18 protein-coding genes and 1 pseudogene are annotated in these 19292 nt (G+C 68.0%); 8 read left to right on the top strand and 11 right to left on the bottom strand.

Annotated features, from left to right (window positions below; translation table 11 throughout):
* The first annotated feature begins 519 nt into the window (after positions 1 to 519).
* Positions 520 to 1137 carry an expansin EXLX1 family cellulose-binding protein gene (locus ACWDR3_RS20610; RefSeq protein ID WP_450353939.1) on the top strand — a complete coding sequence of 206 codons (618 nt, stop codon included), beginning with the start codon at positions 520 to 522 and terminating at the stop codon, positions 1135 to 1137.
* 256 nt (positions 1138 to 1393) lie between these two features.
* On the opposite strand, the pseudogene ACWDR3_RS20605 reads toward ACWDR3_RS20610, so the two are convergent.
* Positions 1394 to 1519 (bottom strand): annotated as a pseudogene (locus tag ACWDR3_RS20605) (AAA family ATPase); the annotation flags it as partial.
* Positions 1520 to 2022: 503 nt separating this feature from the next.
* Here ACWDR3_RS20605 and ACWDR3_RS20600 point away from each other — a divergent pair.
* Positions 2023 to 3606 carry a sodium:solute symporter family transporter gene (locus ACWDR3_RS20600; RefSeq protein WP_450353938.1) on the top strand — a complete coding sequence of 528 codons (1584 nt, stop codon included), beginning with the start codon at positions 2023 to 2025 and terminating at the stop codon, positions 3604 to 3606.
* A 55-nt stretch (positions 3607 to 3661) separates the two neighbouring features.
* Here the strand turns inward: ACWDR3_RS20600 and ACWDR3_RS20595 are convergent, their stop codons facing one another.
* The 5 genes from ACWDR3_RS20595 to ACWDR3_RS20575 all read right to left on the bottom strand — a co-directional run bounded on the left by ACWDR3_RS20595 (position 3662) and on the right by ACWDR3_RS20575 (position 9126).
* Positions 3662 to 4450 (bottom strand): IclR family transcriptional regulator, encoded by a 789-nt coding sequence (locus ACWDR3_RS20595; RefSeq protein ID WP_450353937.1) that lies wholly within the window; start codon positions 4448 to 4450, stop codon positions 3662 to 3664.
* Positions 4451 to 4492: 42 nt separating this feature from the next.
* The gene (locus ACWDR3_RS20590; RefSeq protein WP_450353936.1) at positions 4493 to 5347 is read right to left on the bottom strand and encodes a fumarylacetoacetate hydrolase family protein; all 855 of its coding nucleotides are present in this window, start codon (positions 5345 to 5347) and stop codon (positions 4493 to 4495) included.
* Between the two features lie 159 nt (positions 5348 to 5506).
* Positions 5507 to 6001 (bottom strand): VOC family protein, encoded by a 495-nt coding sequence (locus ACWDR3_RS20585; RefSeq protein WP_450353935.1) that lies wholly within the window; start codon positions 5999 to 6001, stop codon positions 5507 to 5509.
* Between the two features lie 45 nt (positions 6002 to 6046).
* Entirely contained in the window at positions 6047 to 7558 is a 1512-nt protein-coding gene (locus ACWDR3_RS20580) for a carotenoid oxygenase family protein (RefSeq protein WP_450353934.1), read from the bottom strand.
* Positions 7559 to 7662: 104 nt separating this feature from the next.
* Positions 7663 to 9126 carry a benzaldehyde dehydrogenase gene (locus tag ACWDR3_RS20575; protein WP_450353933.1) on the bottom strand — a complete coding sequence of 488 codons (1464 nt, stop codon included), beginning with the start codon at positions 9124 to 9126 and terminating at the stop codon, positions 7663 to 7665.
* A 141-nt stretch (positions 9127 to 9267) separates the two neighbouring features.
* Between ACWDR3_RS20575 and ACWDR3_RS20570 the strand changes: the two genes are divergently transcribed.
* On the top strand, positions 9268 to 10152 hold the full coding sequence (locus ACWDR3_RS20570; RefSeq protein WP_450353932.1) for a nuclear transport factor 2 family protein: 885 nt from the start codon (positions 9268 to 9270) through the stop codon (positions 10150 to 10152).
* A gap of 63 nt (positions 10153 to 10215) precedes the next feature.
* Positions 10216 to 10833, top strand: coding sequence for an NADPH-dependent FMN reductase (locus tag ACWDR3_RS20565; RefSeq protein ID WP_450353931.1), 618 nt, complete (start codon positions 10216 to 10218; stop codon positions 10831 to 10833).
* Between the two features lie 106 nt (positions 10834 to 10939).
* Here the strand turns inward: ACWDR3_RS20565 and ACWDR3_RS20560 are convergent, their stop codons facing one another.
* Complete coding sequence (locus ACWDR3_RS20560; protein WP_450353930.1) at positions 10940 to 11824, bottom strand: alpha/beta fold hydrolase; 885 nt, start codon at positions 11822 to 11824, stop codon at positions 10940 to 10942.
* Between the two features lie 88 nt (positions 11825 to 11912).
* On the opposite strand from ACWDR3_RS20560, the gene ACWDR3_RS20555 reads away from it, so the two are divergent.
* Positions 11913 to 12419: a MarR family winged helix-turn-helix transcriptional regulator gene (locus ACWDR3_RS20555; protein ID WP_450353929.1), complete on the top strand. Its 507-nt coding sequence runs from the start codon at positions 11913 to 11915 to the stop codon at positions 12417 to 12419.
* 198 nt (positions 12420 to 12617) lie between these two features.
* On the opposite strand, the gene ACWDR3_RS20550 is transcribed toward ACWDR3_RS20555, so the two are convergent.
* Positions 12618 to 13310 carry a metal-dependent transcriptional regulator gene (locus ACWDR3_RS20550; protein WP_450353928.1) on the bottom strand — a complete coding sequence of 231 codons (693 nt, stop codon included), beginning with the start codon at positions 13308 to 13310 and terminating at the stop codon, positions 12618 to 12620.
* 8 nt (positions 13311 to 13318) lie between these two features.
* The gene (locus ACWDR3_RS20545) at positions 13319 to 13858 is read right to left on the bottom strand and encodes a YbhB/YbcL family Raf kinase inhibitor-like protein (RefSeq protein WP_450353927.1); all 540 of its coding nucleotides are present in this window, start codon (positions 13856 to 13858) and stop codon (positions 13319 to 13321) included.
* 102 nt (positions 13859 to 13960) lie between these two features.
* Between ACWDR3_RS20545 and ACWDR3_RS20540 the strand changes: the two genes are divergently transcribed.
* Positions 13961 to 14668, top strand: coding sequence for a GntR family transcriptional regulator (locus tag ACWDR3_RS20540; protein ID WP_450353926.1), 708 nt, complete (start codon positions 13961 to 13963; stop codon positions 14666 to 14668).
* 50 nt (positions 14669 to 14718) lie between these two features.
* On the opposite strand, the gene ACWDR3_RS20535 is transcribed toward ACWDR3_RS20540, so the two are convergent.
* Positions 14719 to 15648, bottom strand: a complete 930-nt coding sequence (locus ACWDR3_RS20535; RefSeq protein WP_450353925.1) for a LysR family transcriptional regulator — start codon at positions 15646 to 15648, stop codon at positions 14719 to 14721.
* A gap of 26 nt (positions 15649 to 15674) precedes the next feature.
* On the opposite strand from ACWDR3_RS20535, the gene ACWDR3_RS20530 reads away from it, so the two are divergent.
* Together ACWDR3_RS20530 and ACWDR3_RS20525 are read left to right on the top strand one after the other, a co-directional pair.
* A complete protein-coding gene (locus ACWDR3_RS20530) occupies positions 15675 to 16715 on the top strand; it encodes a carbon-nitrogen hydrolase family protein (protein ID WP_450353924.1) in 1041 nt (346 codons plus the stop codon).
* A complete protein-coding gene (locus tag ACWDR3_RS20525; protein ID WP_450353923.1) occupies positions 16712 to 17674 on the top strand; it encodes a serine/threonine dehydratase in 963 nt (320 codons plus the stop codon). The genes ACWDR3_RS20530 and ACWDR3_RS20525 overlap by 4 nt, the downstream gene beginning before the upstream one ends.
* A 30-nt stretch (positions 17675 to 17704) precedes the next feature.
* On the opposite strand, the gene ACWDR3_RS20520 is transcribed toward ACWDR3_RS20525, so the two are convergent.
* Positions 17705 to 19012, bottom strand: coding sequence for an MFS transporter (locus ACWDR3_RS20520; RefSeq protein WP_450353922.1), 1308 nt, complete (start codon positions 19010 to 19012; stop codon positions 17705 to 17707).
* Between the last annotated feature and the right edge of the window lie 280 nt (positions 19013 to 19292).

Raw genomic sequence — 19292 nt, 5'->3', positions numbered from 1 at the left:
CAGGGCCCGTTCGGGTGCCTTGTTGTCGCCTCGCGAGACGGTCCTTCGTCGCAGAGCGGGCTTTGTGCGCTGGCTGTCGACCTCCCGTGATCCGATTCGATGGAAGATCGACGGCAACCTTTTCGCCTCGCGCGGCTACTGAGCAGCGAAACACCGGCTCGCTCTTCCGAACGGATGCACATGCAGGGAACAAGACAGGCCGCGCGGCAGCGCAGACGCCGACGCGGACTGATGATGGGCACTACCGCGGTGTTGGTCGCCGCTGGACTTCTGGTCTGCCTGGTCGTGGCAATGAAACCCGACCGCAAGGCCGATGAGGGGCAGGCCTCGGCCACGGCCGTTGCCGAGTACAAGGGGACGGCTGCGCCGACGTCGCCAGGGCGGAAGCCGTCCACGCCGTCTCCGTCCGCTGCCTCACCGAGTGCTCGGACGAGCCCCGCGGCCACGCCGAAGACCTCTCCTACCGCCTCGCCGGCGCGGTCATCGGCTCGGCCACGGACGGGTCCCGTCACGACATCCTTGGCCGGGCGAATCCGGCCCAAGACCACGTACCAGGGAGTCGCCACGGTCTACAAGGCCGGGGTAGGGGACGGCGCCTGCTCGTACGGGCCGAGCGGCGACATGATGATCGCGGCGATGAATACCACCGACTACGAGACGTCCAGAGCCTGCGGGGCATACGTGCTCGTTCGGACGGCGAGCGGCGCCTCCGTCACGGTCCGGATCACCAACGAATGTCCGCTGCCCTGCGCGCCCGGTCAACTCGACCTCAGCGAACAGGCTTTCGCCAAACTGGTCCCTGTCTCGACGGGCCGGATCGCGATCACCTGGAGCCTGTTGAGCCCCGACACGGCGGGCACGATCTCGATCCGCTACAAGAACGGCTCCAGCCCCTACTGGTGCGGCATCCAGGCAATCGGCCACCGCAACCCGCTCGCTCGGCTGGAGGTCCGCGTCGGCGGTGGCTGGCGCCAACTTGCCCGCACCGACTACAACTACTTCCTTTCCCCCGACGGCAGCGGATGCGGCGGCGCGATCAGGCTCACCGACATCTACGGAGAACAACTGACCGTCAACGGGATCACGTTGCGGCCTGATGCCGTCCAGCCCACGCGGGTCCAGTTCGCCCGCCACTGACCTGCCCGCCGATCCCGTTGGCCTTCTGCGTGTCAACGGGATCGGCGGGGCGGACACGGGCTTGTCCTACCAGTCCAGCGCGAGCCTAGGCCGGTCATTCGTAGGCTCGGTGAGCCCGAGGGCTCCGGGTTTGGCAGTCAACTTGTCGCCGTTCGATGGCTGAGGAGACGCTCCCGGCGAACCTCCTGGTCGACCGCGGCCGAATCAGTGCCGTGATCGGTGCCGCCCTTGGACAGGCGTACGGCGGTGCGGACGACGCAACGCCGGAGCGGACGATGGCCTGTTCGATGGTGTCGATGCGTAGGTGGACCGCGTCGATGCGCGCGGCCAGCAGTCGCGCCAGGGTGGGCTTGCCTGTGCCGGGCAGTCCGCCGATCACGATGAGCGTGTGTTCATCCTGCCGGGTTCAGCGACCCAAGCCTCCACTGTCTCGTTAAACAGAACAGCTCGCTCGCTATAGAGGACAGGTTCGCGTTTTGGGGGTATCGTCATCGCTCGCACCAGCAGTCTGAGCGGACACTGTGGGCGCAACGCCGCTCCCTGCGCGTCTGCCGCCGGCCGTGCTCGCCATACCTCCGTGTGGAGATGTCCCATGCAAGAAGGCTTCTACCTGCAGCCGGCGCAGGAAGACTCAGGACCGAAACATTCATCCGGCGGGCACGGCGTTCCTCGCAGGAAATGGCACCTGGAGACCAGATATCTAGCTCCCAACATCGCACTCCTCGCGGTCGAGATCGTTTTCGGTACATCCGGGAATCTGTCAGGTATCCGTACGTTCGGCACTCCGGGCATCCCCTTGGGGATCCTCCTGTGTCTCACTCAGGTGGCGACCCTCCTGGCTACCTTGCATCACCTGGACAGAAGAAGCAGACGCGAGGAAACGACATGGTGAACAGTCTCGATTTCGTGCTGGCGGCAGACCTTCGGGAAAATTCTCCCATCATAGTCGTCTTTCTGCTGTTCATCGCGATCGTCCTCTTCCTTTCCGTCTTTTCCGGTCTTGAATCGGACACTCCGAAGGAATTCTATGTGGGAGGCGGCAAACGCTCGCCGCTGGTGGGCGGTCTGGCGATAGCGGGCAGTTTCGTGTCGGCGCCGTTGCTGCTGAACAGCACCGCGACGGTGGCAACGTTCGGGTTCGACGGAATGACGGACGTCACGAACGTCCTGCTGTCCTTCGGGCTGCTCATCGTGCTGGCCAGGCCCATCCGACTGCGTGACGCCCAGACTCTCGGAGACATCTTCTCGGTTCAGGCCCCTGGTGCCGCACCGCGAATTGCCGCCGCCGTGACCACCCTGGCCATCGCCGGCCCGTTTCTGGTCGTGCAGCTCATCGCGGCGGGCAGCGTGACCGCGGACCTGCTCGGGTTCCCGGGCACGGGAGCGCAACAGGTCTGCACTGTGGTCATCGGTGGTTTGATGGTGACCTGCGTGATGCTGAGCGGTATCAAGGGACTCACGGCTGTGCAGGTCCTCGCCGCAGTCGTGGTCCTGCTGGCCATGGCAGTGACCGCTCTCGCAGTTGTCGCCAAGTTCCACGGGAACCTCGGGTCCCTCCTTTCGCAGGCGGACTCCGGCAGTGCCAAGCCCGGTAGCTATTTCAGCTCGGGCACGATGAACGGGACAGGGACGGCAGCGCATCTCAATTGGCTTGGGGAGCGATTCATCCTCATCCTGGGCAGCGCATGTATGCCGCATGTCCTAGTCCGAATTCACGGTGCAAAAGATCCTGCTGCCGCGCGACGCTCAGTCAAGTACGCGACGTTTCTCATCGCCCTGCTGTCCTTGGCCATCGTCATTGTCGGCATGGCGGCTTCCGCCCTGGTGGGTACCGGAAGGATCTCGTCCGGGAACGGAGAGGGCGACGGGGCTCTGATGCTCCTGGCGCACAACCTGGACGGCGGGCGCACGTTGTTCACCGCAGTCGCCTGCGCGGTTTTCCTCAGCGTGCTCGCGGTCGTCGGTGGAAGTACCGTCGCCGCGGCTGGCGCGATAGCCAAGGACGTCTATGGCAATTTCGGAAGAGACGACGAGCAGCATTCCGGGAAAGAGATCCTGGCGGCTCGTGCCAGCGTCTTCGTCTTCGGCACTGCTGGAATTGTGATCGCCGTGATGTGGCAGGGTCACTCCGCGGTATTTCTGGGCGCCGTCAGCGCCGCGACAGCCGCATCCGCCGTGGCCCCAGCTCTTCTGTACAGCTTCTTCTGGAAGGGTTACAACCGCACCGGGCTGCTCTGGACACTGTATGGAGGGACAGGTCTCACGGTGTTCCTGTACATGATGTCCCCCTCATTTTCCGGAATCCCCGCAGCGCTCTTCCCTGGTGTCGATCTCACGCGTCTCGACCAGATCGGCCCGGCCATCATCGCCGTTCCCGGCACCTTCTTCCTGGGATGGGCTTCCAGCATGGCGGGACGCCGTCGCAGTGCCCGTCACTCGGAGGCAGCGCCCATGCAGCCCGTTTCCTGAAGGGCACGCCCATCACCTCGCCCGAGCGGAGGCTGAGAGCGTCGGAGTGTCGCTCTCACCCTCCGACGACGGTCAGGCGGTCAGTGATTCTCCCGGCCGTGGCCAGCACCTTCCGCGTCAGTTCCGCCTCCGCCTCGGGAAACACCCTGGAGGCGAGCGCGGCGACGCTCACCGCGGCGACCACCCTCTGCTCGGCGTCCCGGACCGGTGCCGCCACGCCCGTCACATCGGGGTCGAACTCACCGCGGGTGACGGAATACCCGGCGCGACGGATGTGCGCGAGCCGGTCCATGAGGGTGTCCACGTCGGTGAGCGTGGCCGGCGTGAAACGCCTCAGCTCGGCTGCCTCCAGCAGTCGGCGCGCCTCGTCCTGCGGGATCCAGGCCAGCAGGACGAGCGCGGAGGCGCCGGCGTTGAGCGGGAGGGTGCTGCCGCGCTCGTAGGAGATGCGTACTGCCCGTGTGGTGGCCTCCGTGCGGTCGACGCAGACGACCAGTTCCCCGGAACGGCGGGTCAACAGCACGGTCTCGGACACGTCCTCGGACAGTTCGGTCATCGCCGGAACGGCGATGTCGGAGAGTCCGTAACTGCGCCGTGCCAGCCGGCCGATCTCCAGCACGCGCAGCCCGAGCCGGAAGCCGCCACCCGGCGCCTCTTCCAGGAACCTGCTGCTCACCAGGGACTGCAGGTACCGGTAGGCGGTCGAACGGGCGACCCCCAGGCGCTCGGCGACGGCGCTACCGGAAATGACGAGATGGGCGTCGTCGAACATCATCAGGATGTCGAGGGCCCGGTCGGCCGTGGAGTTGCGTTCGCGATAGCTGGGGGACGCTGATCCTGACATAGGGGACACCATACCGTGCAGGTGTCTCCCGCCAGCCTCAGGTCACAACTGGTCCTTGACGACGGTGTTGCGCAGCTCGCCCACGCCCTCGACGAACGTGACCAGCTCCTGCCCGGGGCGCAGGAAGACCTTGGGGTCGCGTCCCGCCCCCACTCCGCCCGGTGTCCCGGTGGCTATCAGATCGCCGGGCACCAGCGTGATGATGGTGCTGATGTAGGCGATGATCGCGGCGACGTCGAAGAGCAGGTCGGACGTGTTGGACTTCTGCATGGTGTGGCCGTCCACGCTGCAGCCGACGGTCAATCCCGATGCGCCCGGGGGGAGTTCGTCCGGAGTCACGAGCGCAGGACCGACCGGGGTCGTCGCCTCGAACGTCTTCCCGGAGAGGAACTCCCGGGTGCGATGCTGCCAGTCCCGTACGGTCACGTCGTTGACCACGGTGTAGCCGCCCACGTGGGCGAGCGCGTCGTCCCGGGTGACGCGCCTGGCTCGGCGTCCGATCACGACACCGAGCTCCGCCTCCCAGTCGAGGTCGTCGCTGACGGACGGCATGTGGACATCGTCGTGGGCACCGACCAGCGCCCCGTCGAACTTGGCGAAGAGCGTGGGGTGAGTCGGGGTGGGGCGGCCCATCTCCTTGATGTGCGTGGCGTAGTTCAGGCCGAGGCACACGATCTTGTTGGGGTGCGGGACGACGGGAGCGAAGGACGCCCCGTCCAACCACATCCGTTCGCCGTCGGCCGCTGCGGCGCGATGGTGCCAGTCCTCTCCGCTCGCCAGCAGGGCGCCGATGTCCTCGTACGGCAGCAGGACCAGTTCGTCGCCGTCATGGCGGGCAGCAGCAGTGAGCGGCACGTCGGGATCGGGAGAGGGCAGACGGACGGTACTCAGTCTCATGAGGGTTCTCCTGAGGAAGCGGATGAGGCGGCGGCGAGGATCGGCGCCTCGGTCGATTGGGGGGCGCCGATCTCGCGGTACGGGCGCAGCAGTTCACGCACCAGAGCTGCGGCTGCGCACCGGGATCCCGGCGCCCGCGGCGTCCCGAGGACGCCACCGTCATTGAACCGGCTGGTAGGCGGCGCCACCGTCGGAGAGGAGGTGTTCGGCCTCGGCGAGCACGGCGGCGGGATCCTGGTCGAGGTCGATGGTCTTGCGGAACGGCTGGCGCACATCGCGTTCGATCCGCAGATACACCTCGTTGCGGTTGCCCTCGGGATCGAAGAAGTAGATGCCGATGGCGTTTCCGTGCGTGACCTCCTGCTGCACCTCGATGCCTTCGGCACGGAACCGGTGGTGGAAGTCGATGATCGTCTCCAGTGAGTCGACCCGCCACGACACCTGGTGGGTCAGCTTGGACCCCGGCGGTGCGGTCCGGCCCCGCTGGAGCACGAACTCGTGGTGCTCCTCGTCGGGCCGCGAGGAGAAGAACACGATGCCGAGCTCCGTGTCCTCGTCGGTCACGGTCAACCCCATGACACGGGTGTAGAAGTCACGCATCGTCTCCAGGTCGTCCACCCAGAATCCGGTGTGTCCCAGGCCGGTGATAGCCATGGACGTCTCCTTTCAAAACGTCGAACGCGCAGTGCGGTGGGCAGGTCAGTTCGCGTCGCCGCGGGCGGCCACGGCCTGGTCGAGCGTGGACTGGTCGGCCCAGTTGCCGTGGAAGCCGAAGGGCACGCGGCTGGGCAGCTTCACCCGGGCCAGCGGGGTGCGTCGCAGGTCGGCGGCGTCGTGGATGAGGAGTTCGCTCAGGCCGGTCTCGCGGTTCCACCACAGGGTGAGCAGGTAGCCGTCGTCCTCGGCGGTGGCGTTGTCGCGGGCGACGAAGACCGGCTCGCCCGGGTTGGTGAGGTGCTCCGGTCCCTCGACGATCGTGGTGCGGTCGCGCAGGTGGTCGTGCTTGGCGAGACCGTCGCTCATGGTGTCGTCGGCCAGGTAGCGGGTGGTGACGAAATATCCGTAGCGATGCGGGCGGCCCGTGTAGGCGTCGTTGATCCTCGGGAACTCTCCGGCGACGCCGCCGACCATCTCCTCCGTCGCCCGGCCGGTCGCCAGGTCCACGCGCCAGCGGTGGGGGAGCGCGGGAGGGAACCAGGAGTGGGACGTCACCGGAGTCTCCAGCCGGTCGGCCGGCGTGCCCAGGCGGGTGATGCGGTGCCCGTCGATGACGACCTGGCCGTTCTCCTCGTAGGCGTTGTAGAAGTGGGAGTTGGCCCACTGGCCGCCCACTTCGTGCCAACTGACGGCGTGTGTGCGCCGGTTCATGAGCACGATCTGCACGCCGTGCGGCAGTGACGCCTCGTCCCAGACCACGCCCGGCTCGCCCCGCATGATGTGGTCGAGGCGGAACTGGGCCGGTGTGACGAAGAAGATCGCGTAGTTGTCGCTGACGGCGAAGTCGTGCATCAGCACCGGCACCTTGATGTCGAAGCTGTGGCTGTCGACGACGTGCCCGGTCTTCACGTCCGCCCGGTACCAGGTGATGGTCGGTCCGGTGGCGGCGAAGAAGAGCATGTCGCCGCTGTCGGGGTCGATCTTGTAGTGGGCGGTGCACAGGACGTCGATGCCGCCGTGGAAGTCGTGGGTGCCGTACGTCTCCAGGGTTTCGGGGTGCATCGAGTACGGCAGGCCGCCCTCGAAGTAGACCAGCAGGTGGTCGTCGAAGATGCCGACGTTGGTGTTGGCGACGTTCTTCGCGGGCGGGGCGCCCTGGGGGAGCGGCGCCGTACTGCCGCCGTTGGCGAAGCCGCTGTAGACCGCCTCGCCCTGCTCGACCTCGAACTTCATGGAGTCCGTCAGCACCCAGCGGGTGCGGTAGGCGGCGCGCCCGTCGCGCAGGTAGATCCCGCAGACCATGCCGTCGCCCTCCCACCAGTGGTAGCGGTCGGGATCGCGCGGCGTGAAGCGGGGGTTGGCGGAGATACGGAACAGCGCACCGGCGAGGTCGCCCGGGATCTCGCCGTCCACGTCCAGGTCGTACGCGTTGCTCTCCTCCGTCCAGGGAGTGAAGGGTCCTTCCAGGAACTTGTTGCCGGGTGCCCAGCTGGCGGCGTCCTGGGCGAGTTGTGGGGTGGGCGGGTGTGCGGTGGCGCGCGGAGCGATCGTCATGGGATCGGGCAGGGACGGGCCTGGTCGCGGAGGAGGTGTCATCGGGATGCTCCAAGTGCGGGTGAAGCGGGGGTGGGGTGCCGGGACGGAGGATCGGCGCGGGGTCAGAAGGGGTAGTCGGGGATCTCGCCGCGGACGGTGACCCACTGCTGTTCGGTGAAGGCATCCAGATTGGCGACGCTCCCTCCGTGCCGGGAGCCGTTGCCGGACTCGCCGACACCGCCGAAGGGGACGGTCGCCTCGTCGTTCACGGTCTGGTCGTTGATGTGGACGAGCCCGGTGGGGATCCGGTCGGCCAGCGCCAGGCCCTTGGCCACGTCCCGAGTCAGGATGCCCAGCGACAGTCCGTACTCGGTGTCGGTGGCCAGCCGGACGGCTTCGTCGAGACCCTGGAAGGGCACGACCGGGGCGACCGGACCGAAGATCTCCTCCGTGTAGGCACGGGCTTCCAGCGGTACGTCGGCCAGCACCGTCGGCCGGTAGAACAAGCCCTCGTAGGTGCCGCCGGCGGCCAGCCGCGCACCGGTCGCCACGCTGTCGGTGACGATGGCGTGGGCCGCCTGCAACTGCCGGTCGTCGATCATCGGACCCAACGCGACCTGCCCGGTGGCCGGGTCCCCGACCGGGGCCGCGTTCGCGTGCTGGGCCAGCAGGTCGGCGTACTCGCCGGCGATCGAGGCGTGCACCAGGTGGCGGCTGGAGGCCATGCACACCTGCCCGGCGTGGTGGAACGAGCCGAACGCGCCGGCCGAGACGGCCTTCTCCAGGTCCGCGTCGTCCAGGACGACCAGCGCCGAGTTGCCGCCGAGTTCCAGGTGGACACGCTTCAACCGCTGCGCCGCCGAGGTGGCGATCGCCTTTCCGGCCCGCGTGGAGCCGGTGAAGGCGATGACGGGCACGCGCGGGTGGTCCACCAGCGCGGCGCCTACGTCCGCGCCGCCCGGCAGCATGTGCAGCACACCGGCGGGCAGGCCCGCCTCCTCGAAGACGCGGGCGATGGTGACGCCGCCGCAGACGGCGGTGCGCGGGTCGGGCTTGAGTATGACGGCGTTGCCCAGCGCCAGGGCGGGGGCGACGGCGCGCATGGCCAGCACCATCGGCGCGTTGAACGGGGAGATCACCCCGACCACGCCCACCGGTCGACGCCGCGACAACGACAGCCGGTCCTCGATGGACCGCAGCACCTCTCCGTACGGAGCGGCCGCCAGCGCTGCGGCCTCGTAGCACTCCTCGGCCGCTCCGTTGGCGGTCTGGAAGTCGGCGAACGGCCGCAGGGCACCGGACTCCCGCACGATCCATTCCGCGATCTCGGCGTGGTGCTCCTCGAACAGGCGCGCCGCCCGCCGCAGCACCTGGGCCCGCTCGACGTAGGGCCGCGCCGCCCAGTCGCGCTGAGCATGCACGGCGCGTTCCACGGTGCGCTCCAGGTCGTAGGGCGTGGCGGCGGCGACTCGGCCCAGGGTCTTGCCGGTCGCCGGCTCGGTGGAGTCGTACGACTCCCCGGTCGCCTTGGTCCACTCTCCCGAGAAGATCCGCTCCTGCCAGACGTCGGCATCCAGAAAAGTCATGAGGTCCCCTTCTCCGCAGGACGCCTGCCAGCGTCCTGTATTTCCGAACAGATGAGTCAACTTCTAGGACACTCCCGCTCGCGAGGGGAAGTGTCGAGGCTCAGGTTGACTTGAACTGTACGGTACAGTTTAGTTGCTCGTATGGCTACATCACTCGAGCAACAGCCACGGATCAACAAGCTTCTGGTCGGCCGGTTCCTCACCGATGTCTTCGGCGCGAGAAACGCCGACGCGGTTACCGACTACGTCGCTCCGGACCTGGTTCAGCACGGTGCCGACGTGCCTGATGGGGCGCAGGCGTTCGCCGAGTTCCTGCGCCACGAGTTCGGCCGTGAAACGACGGCGGATCAGGGTGTGGCCGATGCCGCCGAGCCGCGGGACCCGGTGTTCGTCATCGGGGAGAACGACCTGGTCTGTGTCTGCCACTACCTGCCGCAACCGGACCCGGACGCCCCTGGCACCACCTTCGATTACTACGCGTTCACCACCTACCGGGTCCGCGACGGCCGTATCACCGAGCGGTGGCCGTCCCTCAACAAGATCGCCCCACCGCGGCCCCCAGCACCGGGTACGGCGACGCGAACGACCACCGTCTCGTCATCCCCCTCGCTGGACATCGAGGCGAACAAGCGCCTGGTCGTGGACTTCTACCGCTGCGTCTTCGACGCTCAGAACCCGGATGCGGTCAAGGAGTTCGTCGCCGCCGACTACCTCCAGCACGTCTCCCACTATCCGCCCGGCAGGGCGGGACTGGAGGAGTTCGTGCGCAGCCGATTCCCGAACGGCCCTCTCCCGCCGCCCGCCGAGCCCCTCATCCCGCCGGCGCTGATCGTCGCCGAGGGCGACATCGTCGTCATCGCCGCACTGCTTCCCCAGGTCGAACCGGACGGAAGCGGCGCGCTCTACCCGTACTACATGTACGACGCCTACCGCGTGCGCGGGCAACAGCTCGTCGAGCACTGGAGCGGCATCAACAAGTCCGCCCCGCCCATGCCTCCCGGCCCTCCGCCCGCCGGCCGACCCTGACCGGTCGTCGGCTCCCTAGGCCTGTTCGTACTCGAACACGGACACCCTCAGAAAGGCTCAACCATGCCGAAGTTGCACGTTGTTGTCGGAAGCACCCGTCCCGGCCGACTGGGACTGCCCGTCGGGCAGTGGGCGGCCCAGACGGCGAAGGAGCACGGGGGCTTCGACGTCGAACTCGTCGATCTCGCCGAGATCGGCCTGCCGCTCCTGGACGAACCCGGTCATCCGCGTGCGGGTCTGTACGCCCATGAGCACACGCGCAGGTGGAGCGCGACGGTGGACGAGGCCGACGCTTTCGTGTTCGTCACCCCCGAATACAACTCCGGCCCTCCTGCCGCGCTGTTGAACGCCCTTTCCTTCCTGTACGCGGAATGGCTTTACAAGCCCGTCGGCTTCGTCAGCTACGGGGGCGTCGCGGGCGGCCTGCGCTCCGTGCAGGTGCTCAAGCAGGTCGCGACGGCTCTCAAGATGATGCCGATCCCCGAGTCCGTGGCCATACCGTTCGTCTTCAAGCACCTGGGTGAAGGGGGTTTCCGGGCCGATGAACAGATGGAGGCCGCAGCCACGATGATGCTCGACGAACTGCTGCGCTGGAGCGAGGCACTTCGGCCCCTGCGCCTGAATCCGCCGCCGGTCCCCGCCGGGCCGCCGGCGCCGGGAGCCCCGGTGTCGCGGGTCTAGCCGCAGCAGGTCGTGCGCCGGAGCGGCACCGGTTCGGTGCGCTACCGGCGCGCGCTGATGCTCCCGGTGACCGGGGCGGTTTTCAGTGATCGTGGACCGGCCCGTGTCACCCCAGGTTGTCGAGCTTTTCGTAGAAGGACAGGAGGCCGTCCGCGAGCTCGTCGGGGGCTTCCATGGCCGCATAGTGGCCGATCCTCTCGAGAGAGAGGGCGCTTACGTCCTCGGCGACCTGACGCAGGGTCGCCGGGGTGAACTCGCCCGATCCGCCGCCGACGGCGAGTACGGGCGTGGTGAGTTTCCGGGATGCCAGTCGGCGGATCTCCTCGCCTTCGCGGAGCATCGATCGATACAGTCCGGCCGCACCGTTGAACGCGTCGGGACGCATGTAGGAGCGGGCGAGTTCGTCGATGTCGTCATCGGTGAACGCGTCGGGAGTCACGCAGAGCGACGGGATTGCGTACTGCGCGAGAAATGCCCGTTCTCGGCCGGCCAGCAGCATTTCGGGGATGCCCGGGGCGGCGAGCGCGCCGATGTGCCAGACGCCGCCGTGGGTCACGTCCGCGAGTGTTTCGAGGCCGAACCCCGGCAGCCCGGTCTCGATCGCCGCATAACTCCGTACGAGGTCGGGACGGGTGGCGGTGACTCGGAAAGTGGTGGGGCCGCTGATGTCCTGGCCGGTGAGGTGGACGGGGCCCGCGTCGAGCCGCGCTATCAGTTCACTCAAGTCCTGAGCCGCGGTCACGCTGTCGTGCGTGGCGGTGGCGGTGGCGGAGTCGCCGAAGCCGCGAAGGTCGGGGGCGAATACGCGGTGGTGCTTGCTGAGCAGAGGGATCAGCTTGTGGAAGACCCACCAGGTCTCGGGGAAGCCGTGGACCAGCATGACGGGAGAGCCGACGGTCCCGGCCGATATGTAGTGCAGCTCGGTCCCGTTCAGGCTGACCTGATGGTGTTCGACTCCCGGGATGGTGGCGCCGCCGGCAGTGGGGTTCATCGTTCTCCTGGATTCGATCGACAACATGGTTGTCAACCTACAGATAGACAACCATGTTGTCGACCTCGTTTCTCGTATGCTTCGTCGCATGGCACGTTCACCGGGCGCTGAACTCGCGCTTCTTCTCCTCGGCGGTTTCCAGGCGATGGTGGACGACGTGCACGGCGAGCTGGAGCTCCGCGGGCACCCGGGCGTGCGCGCATCGCACGAGTTCGCCCTGCGTGCCATCGACGAGGGAGCGGACACAGCCTCAGAACTCGGCCGCCGGCTCTCGGTCTCCAAACAGGGCGCCGCCAAGACGATCACCGCACTGGAGAAACTCGGATACGTCGAGCGGGAACCCGACCCGGGCGATGGCCGCCTCAAACGGCTGCGGGTCACCAACCACGGCCACGACATGATGACACTGGGCGCCTCGCTCTTCGACGATGTGCGCGAGCGCTGGGCGGCACAGATGGGGCCCGAGCAACTCGAGGTCCTTGAAGCGCACCTGGCCCGACTTGTCGCAAGCCGGACGTCGAGCGTTGACGCTGAGGCAGGGCTCGTAGGTGTATTTCAACCCGGCTCGTTGAGTGATCCTGGGCCCGGCTGGTGAGTGCGTTCGTTGTCCAGAACACCTTCACTCGCGGCGAGGACCCAGCAGGCCGGGGAGAATTGGCCGGCCGTCACCTGTGGGGCAACCTCATGAGTACCTTCCGCTGAGTCGACGAGGATGGCCCTCGACCATGATCGTGGTCGAGGGCCATCTCCATGCCTGCACGGGCGACGGCAACGGACCGGCACCTGACTGGGCTCAGCGTTGGGTCACGAAGACGTGCGCGGCGGTCTGCGTGGAGAGTTCGGCGGCCTCCCCGCTGTTGCCGACCATCACGCCGCCGGGCGATGGCCTCACGCTCACGACCGCGCCGGGCCGCACCCCGGCCTGCCGCAGGGTGTACATCAGTTGGGGGTCGGTTTGGATCAGCTCCCTTATGCGCCGTACGACCGCCCTCGCGCCGTTCGGCCCGGGCTGGACGTCGCTGAGTCTGACCATGCTTTCGTCTGGAAGCAGATCCACGGTGTTCTTCTCGCCGAGTTCCTCCAGGCCCGGGATCGGGTTGCCGTACGGCGACTCGGTGGGGTGGTCGAGCAGTTGGAGCGCGCGCCGCTCCACGGCCTCGCTCATCACGTGCTCCCAGCGGCAGGCTTCGGCGTGCACCTGTTCCCACTCCAGGCCGATCACGTCGACGAGCAGGCACTCCGCGAGCCGGTGCTTGCGCATCACGCGCGTGGCGAGCCGACGCCCCTCCGACGTCAACTCCAGGCGTCGATCGAGCGCGACGTGCAGCAGCCCGTCACGCTCCATCCGGGCCACGGTCTGGCTGACGGTGGGGCCGCTCTGGTGCAGACGTTCGCTGATGCGGACGCGCAGGGGGACCGCGCCTTCCTCCTCGAGCTCCAGGATGGTGCGGAGATACATCGCCGTGGTGTCGATGAGTCGAGACATGTCGATCGTCAGGCGGGGGTCTCGGCGGTGGCGGTCAGGACCGCGCGGCCGAGGATGTGTCCGGCCATGGTGAAGCCGAGGACGGCCGGGGTGGCATCGGCCGCGACGCCGATGGACTCGACGCCGAGGGCGTGCACCACGACGAAGTAGCGGTGCGGGCCGTGCCCGGCCGGCGGGGCGGCGCCTATGAAGCGGGCGGCGCCGGCGTCGCCCGGCAGCTGAAAGGCGCCTTCGGGCAGGCCCGAGCCGGTGTCGTCGCCGGCGCCCTCGGCGAGCTCGGTCACGGTGGCGGGGATGTCGGCGACCGCCCAGTGCCAGAACCCGGACCCGGTGGGGGCGTCGGGGTCGTAGACCGTGACGGCGTAGCTCTTGGTGCCTTCCGGAGCGCCGCTCCAGGACAGCTGCGGGGAGACGTCCTTCCCGCCGGGGACGCCGAAGATGCCGGAAAACTGCTCGGGCGACCAGGCGGCGCCGTCGGTGACGGTGGTGCTGGTGACGGTGAAGGAGGCTGCCTCGGGGAGGCGGGCGAACGGGTCGTTGGCGCTCATCACATCGTTCCTTCCAGGTGTACGGCTGGTGTTCCTCTCCAGCACTGAATCGACGATAACACGGATAATCGATTATCGTCCGGATCGTCTATGCTGAGGGGCATGACCGAGACGGCCCACACCTCGACCTCGCAGCCGGGGAAGCAGATGCTCTCCGAACAGGTCTACGCACACCTACGGGACGCGATCATGCGCGGAGACCACGCCCCCGGTGACGCCCTGAAACCGCAGGACCTCGCCAAGGAGCAGGGCGTGAGCCTGGCCGTCGTGCGCGAAGCGCTCGTACGGGTGGTCGGCGAGGGCCTCGCCGACCGGCTGCCCAACCGCGGGTTCGCCGTCCCCGCCATTTCCGACCGCCGCTGGCAGGAGATCACGGAGGCCCGTCGGACCATCGAACCGGTCCTGCTGCGCATGTCCGTCGAGCGCGGCGACGTCGACTGGGAAGCCCGCGTACGAGCCGCCCACCACCGTCTGGCCCGCACTCCTGCATTCGAACCTGAAGAGGGCGAGTACTACAGCAGCGCGTGGTCCGAAGCCCACCGGGTCTTCCACCGCACCCTGCTGGAGGGGTGCGGCAACCCCGTTCTGCTGGAGACCTTCGACCGGATGTGGACCGCGAGTGAACTGGCTCGTCGCTGGTCCGCGCACCACAACCCCGACCGGGACGCCATCGGTGAGCACCGTCGCCTGGAGGAGGCGGCGCTCGCCCGCGACGCCGACACGGCGGCCGAGGTACTGACCCAGCACCTCACCCAGACCGCGGCCGTACTGACTGGCCGCGCCCAAGACGAACCCTCCAAGAAAGCCTGATGAGCCTCGCCGACACCTCACTCGCGTCGGCGACTTCCACAGCTCCGATGTCAGTGATCAGGTGTAGTCGTCCGGCCGCCGACGTCTCGGCTCTGGATGGTCGCAGCCGCACGGTGCAATTCCGTGAGCACCATCCGTACGGCTCGCCGTGCGGCACGTTCGGGGCGGTGGAGCACATCGATGTGGCGTCGGGCGTGCACGCCGCTGAGCGGTCTGAGGATCACTGCGGGGTGCGGGCGTGTGGTCCAGCGTGGCATCAGGGCAACGCCACCTCCGGCGGCCACGACTTCGGCGACCACCGCGAAGTCGTTGATGCGATGGACGATGTCGAGGCGTCGGTTCGCGGCGGTCGCGATGGCGTCGACGGTGGCCATCAGCGGGAAGCCGTCGTTGACGGTGATCCAGGGCTGATCCGCGACGTCTCGCGGCGTGAGGCGTCGTTTGGCGACCAAGGGGTGGCCGGTCGGCAGCGCGATGTCGAGTGGTTCACGGAGCAGCGTGCCGGCGGTGACCGTGGTCGGCCACGGCGGTGCCGGGTCGAGACGGTGGGCGAGTACGAGGTCGTAGTCCCTGGTCAGTCGCGGGAAATGGTCTTGTGCGACGTCCTGGTCGGCGAGCGAGAGCTGCGGGCGTCCAGGGCCGGCCTGGGCGAGCAGCAGTGGGAAGAATGACGCGGCCGCACTGTGGAAAGCCGCTACAGACACATCCGCGTCCGGCTGGTCGACGAACTCCTCAATGGTGTGCCGCGCCCTGGCCAGCGCGGTCTCCACCTCGATCGCCGCACCGGCCAGGGCTTGGCCGGCATCGGTGAGCACCAACCGCCGTCCGTCACGTTCGGTGAGTGGGACCGGGATCGAGCGTTGCAGCAGCCGTAGTTGTTGGGAGATTGCCGAGGGAGTCATCAACAGCGCCTCGGCGGTCGCGGTGACGCTTCCCAGTTCGCCGAGTTCCCGCAGGATCTGCAACTGCCGTTCGTTCATCGTCTCAATGTAGTGATGCTTCAGGAATGCTGAAGAACCTCGCCCTTGGCTTCAGGGTCGAAGCGGCGCAGCGTATAGGCATGACCAGTGACAACAGCACTGACAACGGCCCGGACGCAGGTGCCGGCCAGGCGGGCGTCGTTCGGGCAGGCGTGGTGCAGGCTGCCCCGGTTCCGTTCGATCCGGTGGCCACCTTGCGTGTGGTGGAACGGTGGCTGTCCGAGGCGGCCGAGCGGAACCTGGATCTCGTGGTGTTCCCTGAGGCGTTCATCGGCGGGTACCCCAAGGGATCGACGTTCGGGGGAGTGGTGGGCGACCGGACCACTGCCGGGCGAGAGGAGTTCGCCCGGTACTGGAACGGCGCCGTGGAGGTGCCCGGCCCTGTCACCGACCGCCTGGGCGAACTGGCGGCCGAAGCCGGCGTGCACCTGGTGATCGGCGTCGTCGAACGGGAATTCGGCACGCTCTACTGCACGGTCCTGTTCTTCTCCGACACCGGAACTCTTCTCGGAAAGCGGCGCAAGCTCATGCCCACCGGCGCCGAGCGGATGATCTGGGGGTTCGGCGACGGCTCGACCCTCGACGTGCACCCTACGAAGCTCGGCCGGCTCGGCGCCGTGATCTGCTGGGAGAACCTCATGCCCGCGACGCGAATGGCCATGTATGCGCAGGGCATTGAGCTGTACTGCGCGCCGACGGCGGACAGCAGGGAGAGTCACCATGCGACCATGCGCCATATCGCGCAGGAAGGCAGATGCTTCGTACTGACGGCGAACCAGTGCCTGCGCACGAGGGACTTCCCCTTGGACCACCCCACGCCGTACGGCGACGACCCGGAGTACCTCGTCTCCCGGGGCGGCAGCAGCATCATCGGCCCGCTGGGCGAGGTGCTGGCCGGGCCTGTCCTGGATCAAGAGGCCTTGCTCACCGCGGACCTCGACATGGCACTGATCCCACGCGCTCGCTACGACTTCGACCCCGTCGGCCACTACGCGCGGCCCGACATCTTCCGTCTGCAGGTGGACACCACGGTCCGCCGCGCCGTACACACCAACCACCGCCCATGAGTGCCCAACCCGTCAACATCCCCTCCCTGAACGACATCGCGTCTGCAGCCGGACGGATCCGCGACATAGTGCGACGCACACCGGTGATACAGGTGGCGGCCGGGGACCTGGACGTACCCGTCCCCGTCACTCTGAAGTTGGAGTTCCTCCAGCACACCGGCTCCTTCAAAGTCCGTGGCGCATCGAACGCTCTAGCCCTCCTGGGCGCCGCGGAATGCGGCGCCCCGACCGCCGGCGTCTGCTGCGCGTCGGGAGGCAACCACGGGGCGGCCGTGGCCTGGGCGGCGCGCGAAGCGGGCCTGCCCGCCACCGTGTTCGTGCCCGACTTCTCGCCCAAGGCCAAGACCGACGCCATCGAGTCTTTCGGTGCACGCCTGTGCCGCGTCGAAGGCTTCTACGCCGACGCACTGGCGGCCAGCCACGACCATGCCCGGCACGAGGGCGCCTTCCACATCGACGCCTACGACGACCCGCAGACCGTGGCAGGGCAGGGCACGCTCGGCCTGGAGCTCGCCGAGCAGATACCCGAGGGACAGCCGGTGCTGGTCGGGTGCGGTGGGGGAGGTCTGTACGCCGGGGTCGCCCTGGCGCTGGACGGACGTAACCGCGTGATCGCGGCCGAACCGTCGTCAGCGCCCTCGCTCACCTCGGCGCTGGAGGCAGGGAGACCCGTGGACGTGGAAGTCGGCGGGATCGCACTGGACAGCTTGGGTGCCCGCCGGGCGGGCCGCATAGCCACAGCCGTCGGCCTCTCGCTCGGTGCAAAGACCCTCACCGTCGCCGACGAGGATGTCGCCGCCGCCCGAGCACTCCTCTGGCAGCGGTTGCGCATCGTGGCCGAACCCGGCGGAGCCACAGCCCTCGCCGCGCTGCTCACTCACCCCGGACACTTCCCGGACGGGGCCACGGTCGTCGTCTCCGGGGCCAACACAGCACCCGAGTCGAGTACGGGCTGCTGAGGAGCCGTGGCCCTACCGAACGGGTGACCGTCACAAGTTGGCCGTGCGGTCATCGACGTGACGGGGTTCAGGCTCGTCGGTGTCCGGGCTCTTGGCGGGGCTCGGATAGCGGGGCAGGAAGAGCGACAGGGCGAGGACGATCAGGCTTCCGGCGGTGAGCGCGATGAGCGTCGCCGTGTAGCCGCCCGTGCTGTCCGCGGCTCCCTGTGCCAGCACGGGGAAGAGTCCGATGCCGACCAGACTGACGATGCCCAGCGTGATGCCCTGGATCTGGGCGAAGGCCCGCATACCGAAGTAGCACCCGACGAGGAACGGTCCGGTCGTGGACTCCGCGCCGGTCACGACACCGAGCAAAGCCATGGTGAGGAACAGGGCCCACATGTCGCCCGTGGCGGCGAAGACCATGACCGTACCCAGCACCAGGCACACCATGAACGGAACGAAGGCACGAGGTGTGCGCGACCGGTCGAGGACCACGCCCGCGAGGATCTGCCCGGCGAGGGAGGCCACCAGCATGACCGACACCGACAGCGACACCTCCGTAGGGGAGTAGCCCCGCCCGCCGAAGAGGGACACGGCGTTCAGACGCACACTCATCGCCACGCCCGCCGCCACGGTCAGGACCAGCACCATGTACCACCAGGCCCGGCTCTTGAGCGCCCGGCCCAGGGGGAGGCCGGGCAGTTCCTGGTGTGCGGGCAGGCGCTTTGCCTTCCGCGGTACGACGTTCTTACGGTCCAGCGCTGCCGACGCGGGCTCGTACATCAGGAAGTACTGGGCCGGGAAGGCGATCAGCAGGATGGCTCCGCCGATCAGCAGGTAGGTCGTCCTCCACCCGAGGTGGTCGATGGACAGTTGGCTGAGAGGTGACAGCGCGGCGCCGGCGAGGCTGGAGGTCGCGCCTATGAGCAGGGAATAGCCCAGCCCGCGGTGGTGGGGGAACCACTCCGAGACGACCTTGTACACCACGCCGAGAATGGAGGTGTAGCCCAGGGCCGTGCTCACGAGCAGGAGCACCGTCAGCACGACGCCGTTCGCGCCCACGAGCGCCACCGCGGCCGTCGCGATCGCGTAGAGGGCGGTACCCGGAACGGCGACCGCCCGGGCGCCCCAGCGGTCGACCAGACGGCCGGCCAGGGGGAGTACGAAGGGGGCGGCAACGGTGGGAATGTTGAAGATGCTGAGGGTTTCCGAGGGGGACCAGTTGAAGTCCCTTGCGACCGGGGCGATGAGGAACGTGACGGTCGTGACCAGGGCTGGGGGACTCAGCACCATGGCGAGCACGCAGGCGATCGCTGCTTTCCACGCCGGTGCGGGGTAGCCGCGCAATGCGGACAAGGACTCCCGCAGGGGGACGGGGGAAGGGGCACCCGGCTGACCGGGCAGAGCGAATTCAGGGTGGGGCGGGGATGGGGACATCATCGTCCTTCCTCAAGCAAGGAGATGGCGGCCGCCGGCTGAGCGGGCGGGGCGGTCTCGTGCTGCCAGTGGCTCGCTGAGGCGCCGAGTGCTGAGGGGCACTCCGATTGATGAACTGTACGGTTCAGTCCAGTTCATCGGTCAAGAGGCTTGCATGAGGTGATTTGCCATCGCCGGCCCGTGGGGGAGTGCGGAGGCC

It is taken from the genome of Streptomyces sp. NPDC001002 (assembly GCF_053599215.1).
The sequence above is the reverse complement of the archived record's forward strand: the minus strand, read 5'-3'. Positions and strand labels throughout refer to the sequence as shown.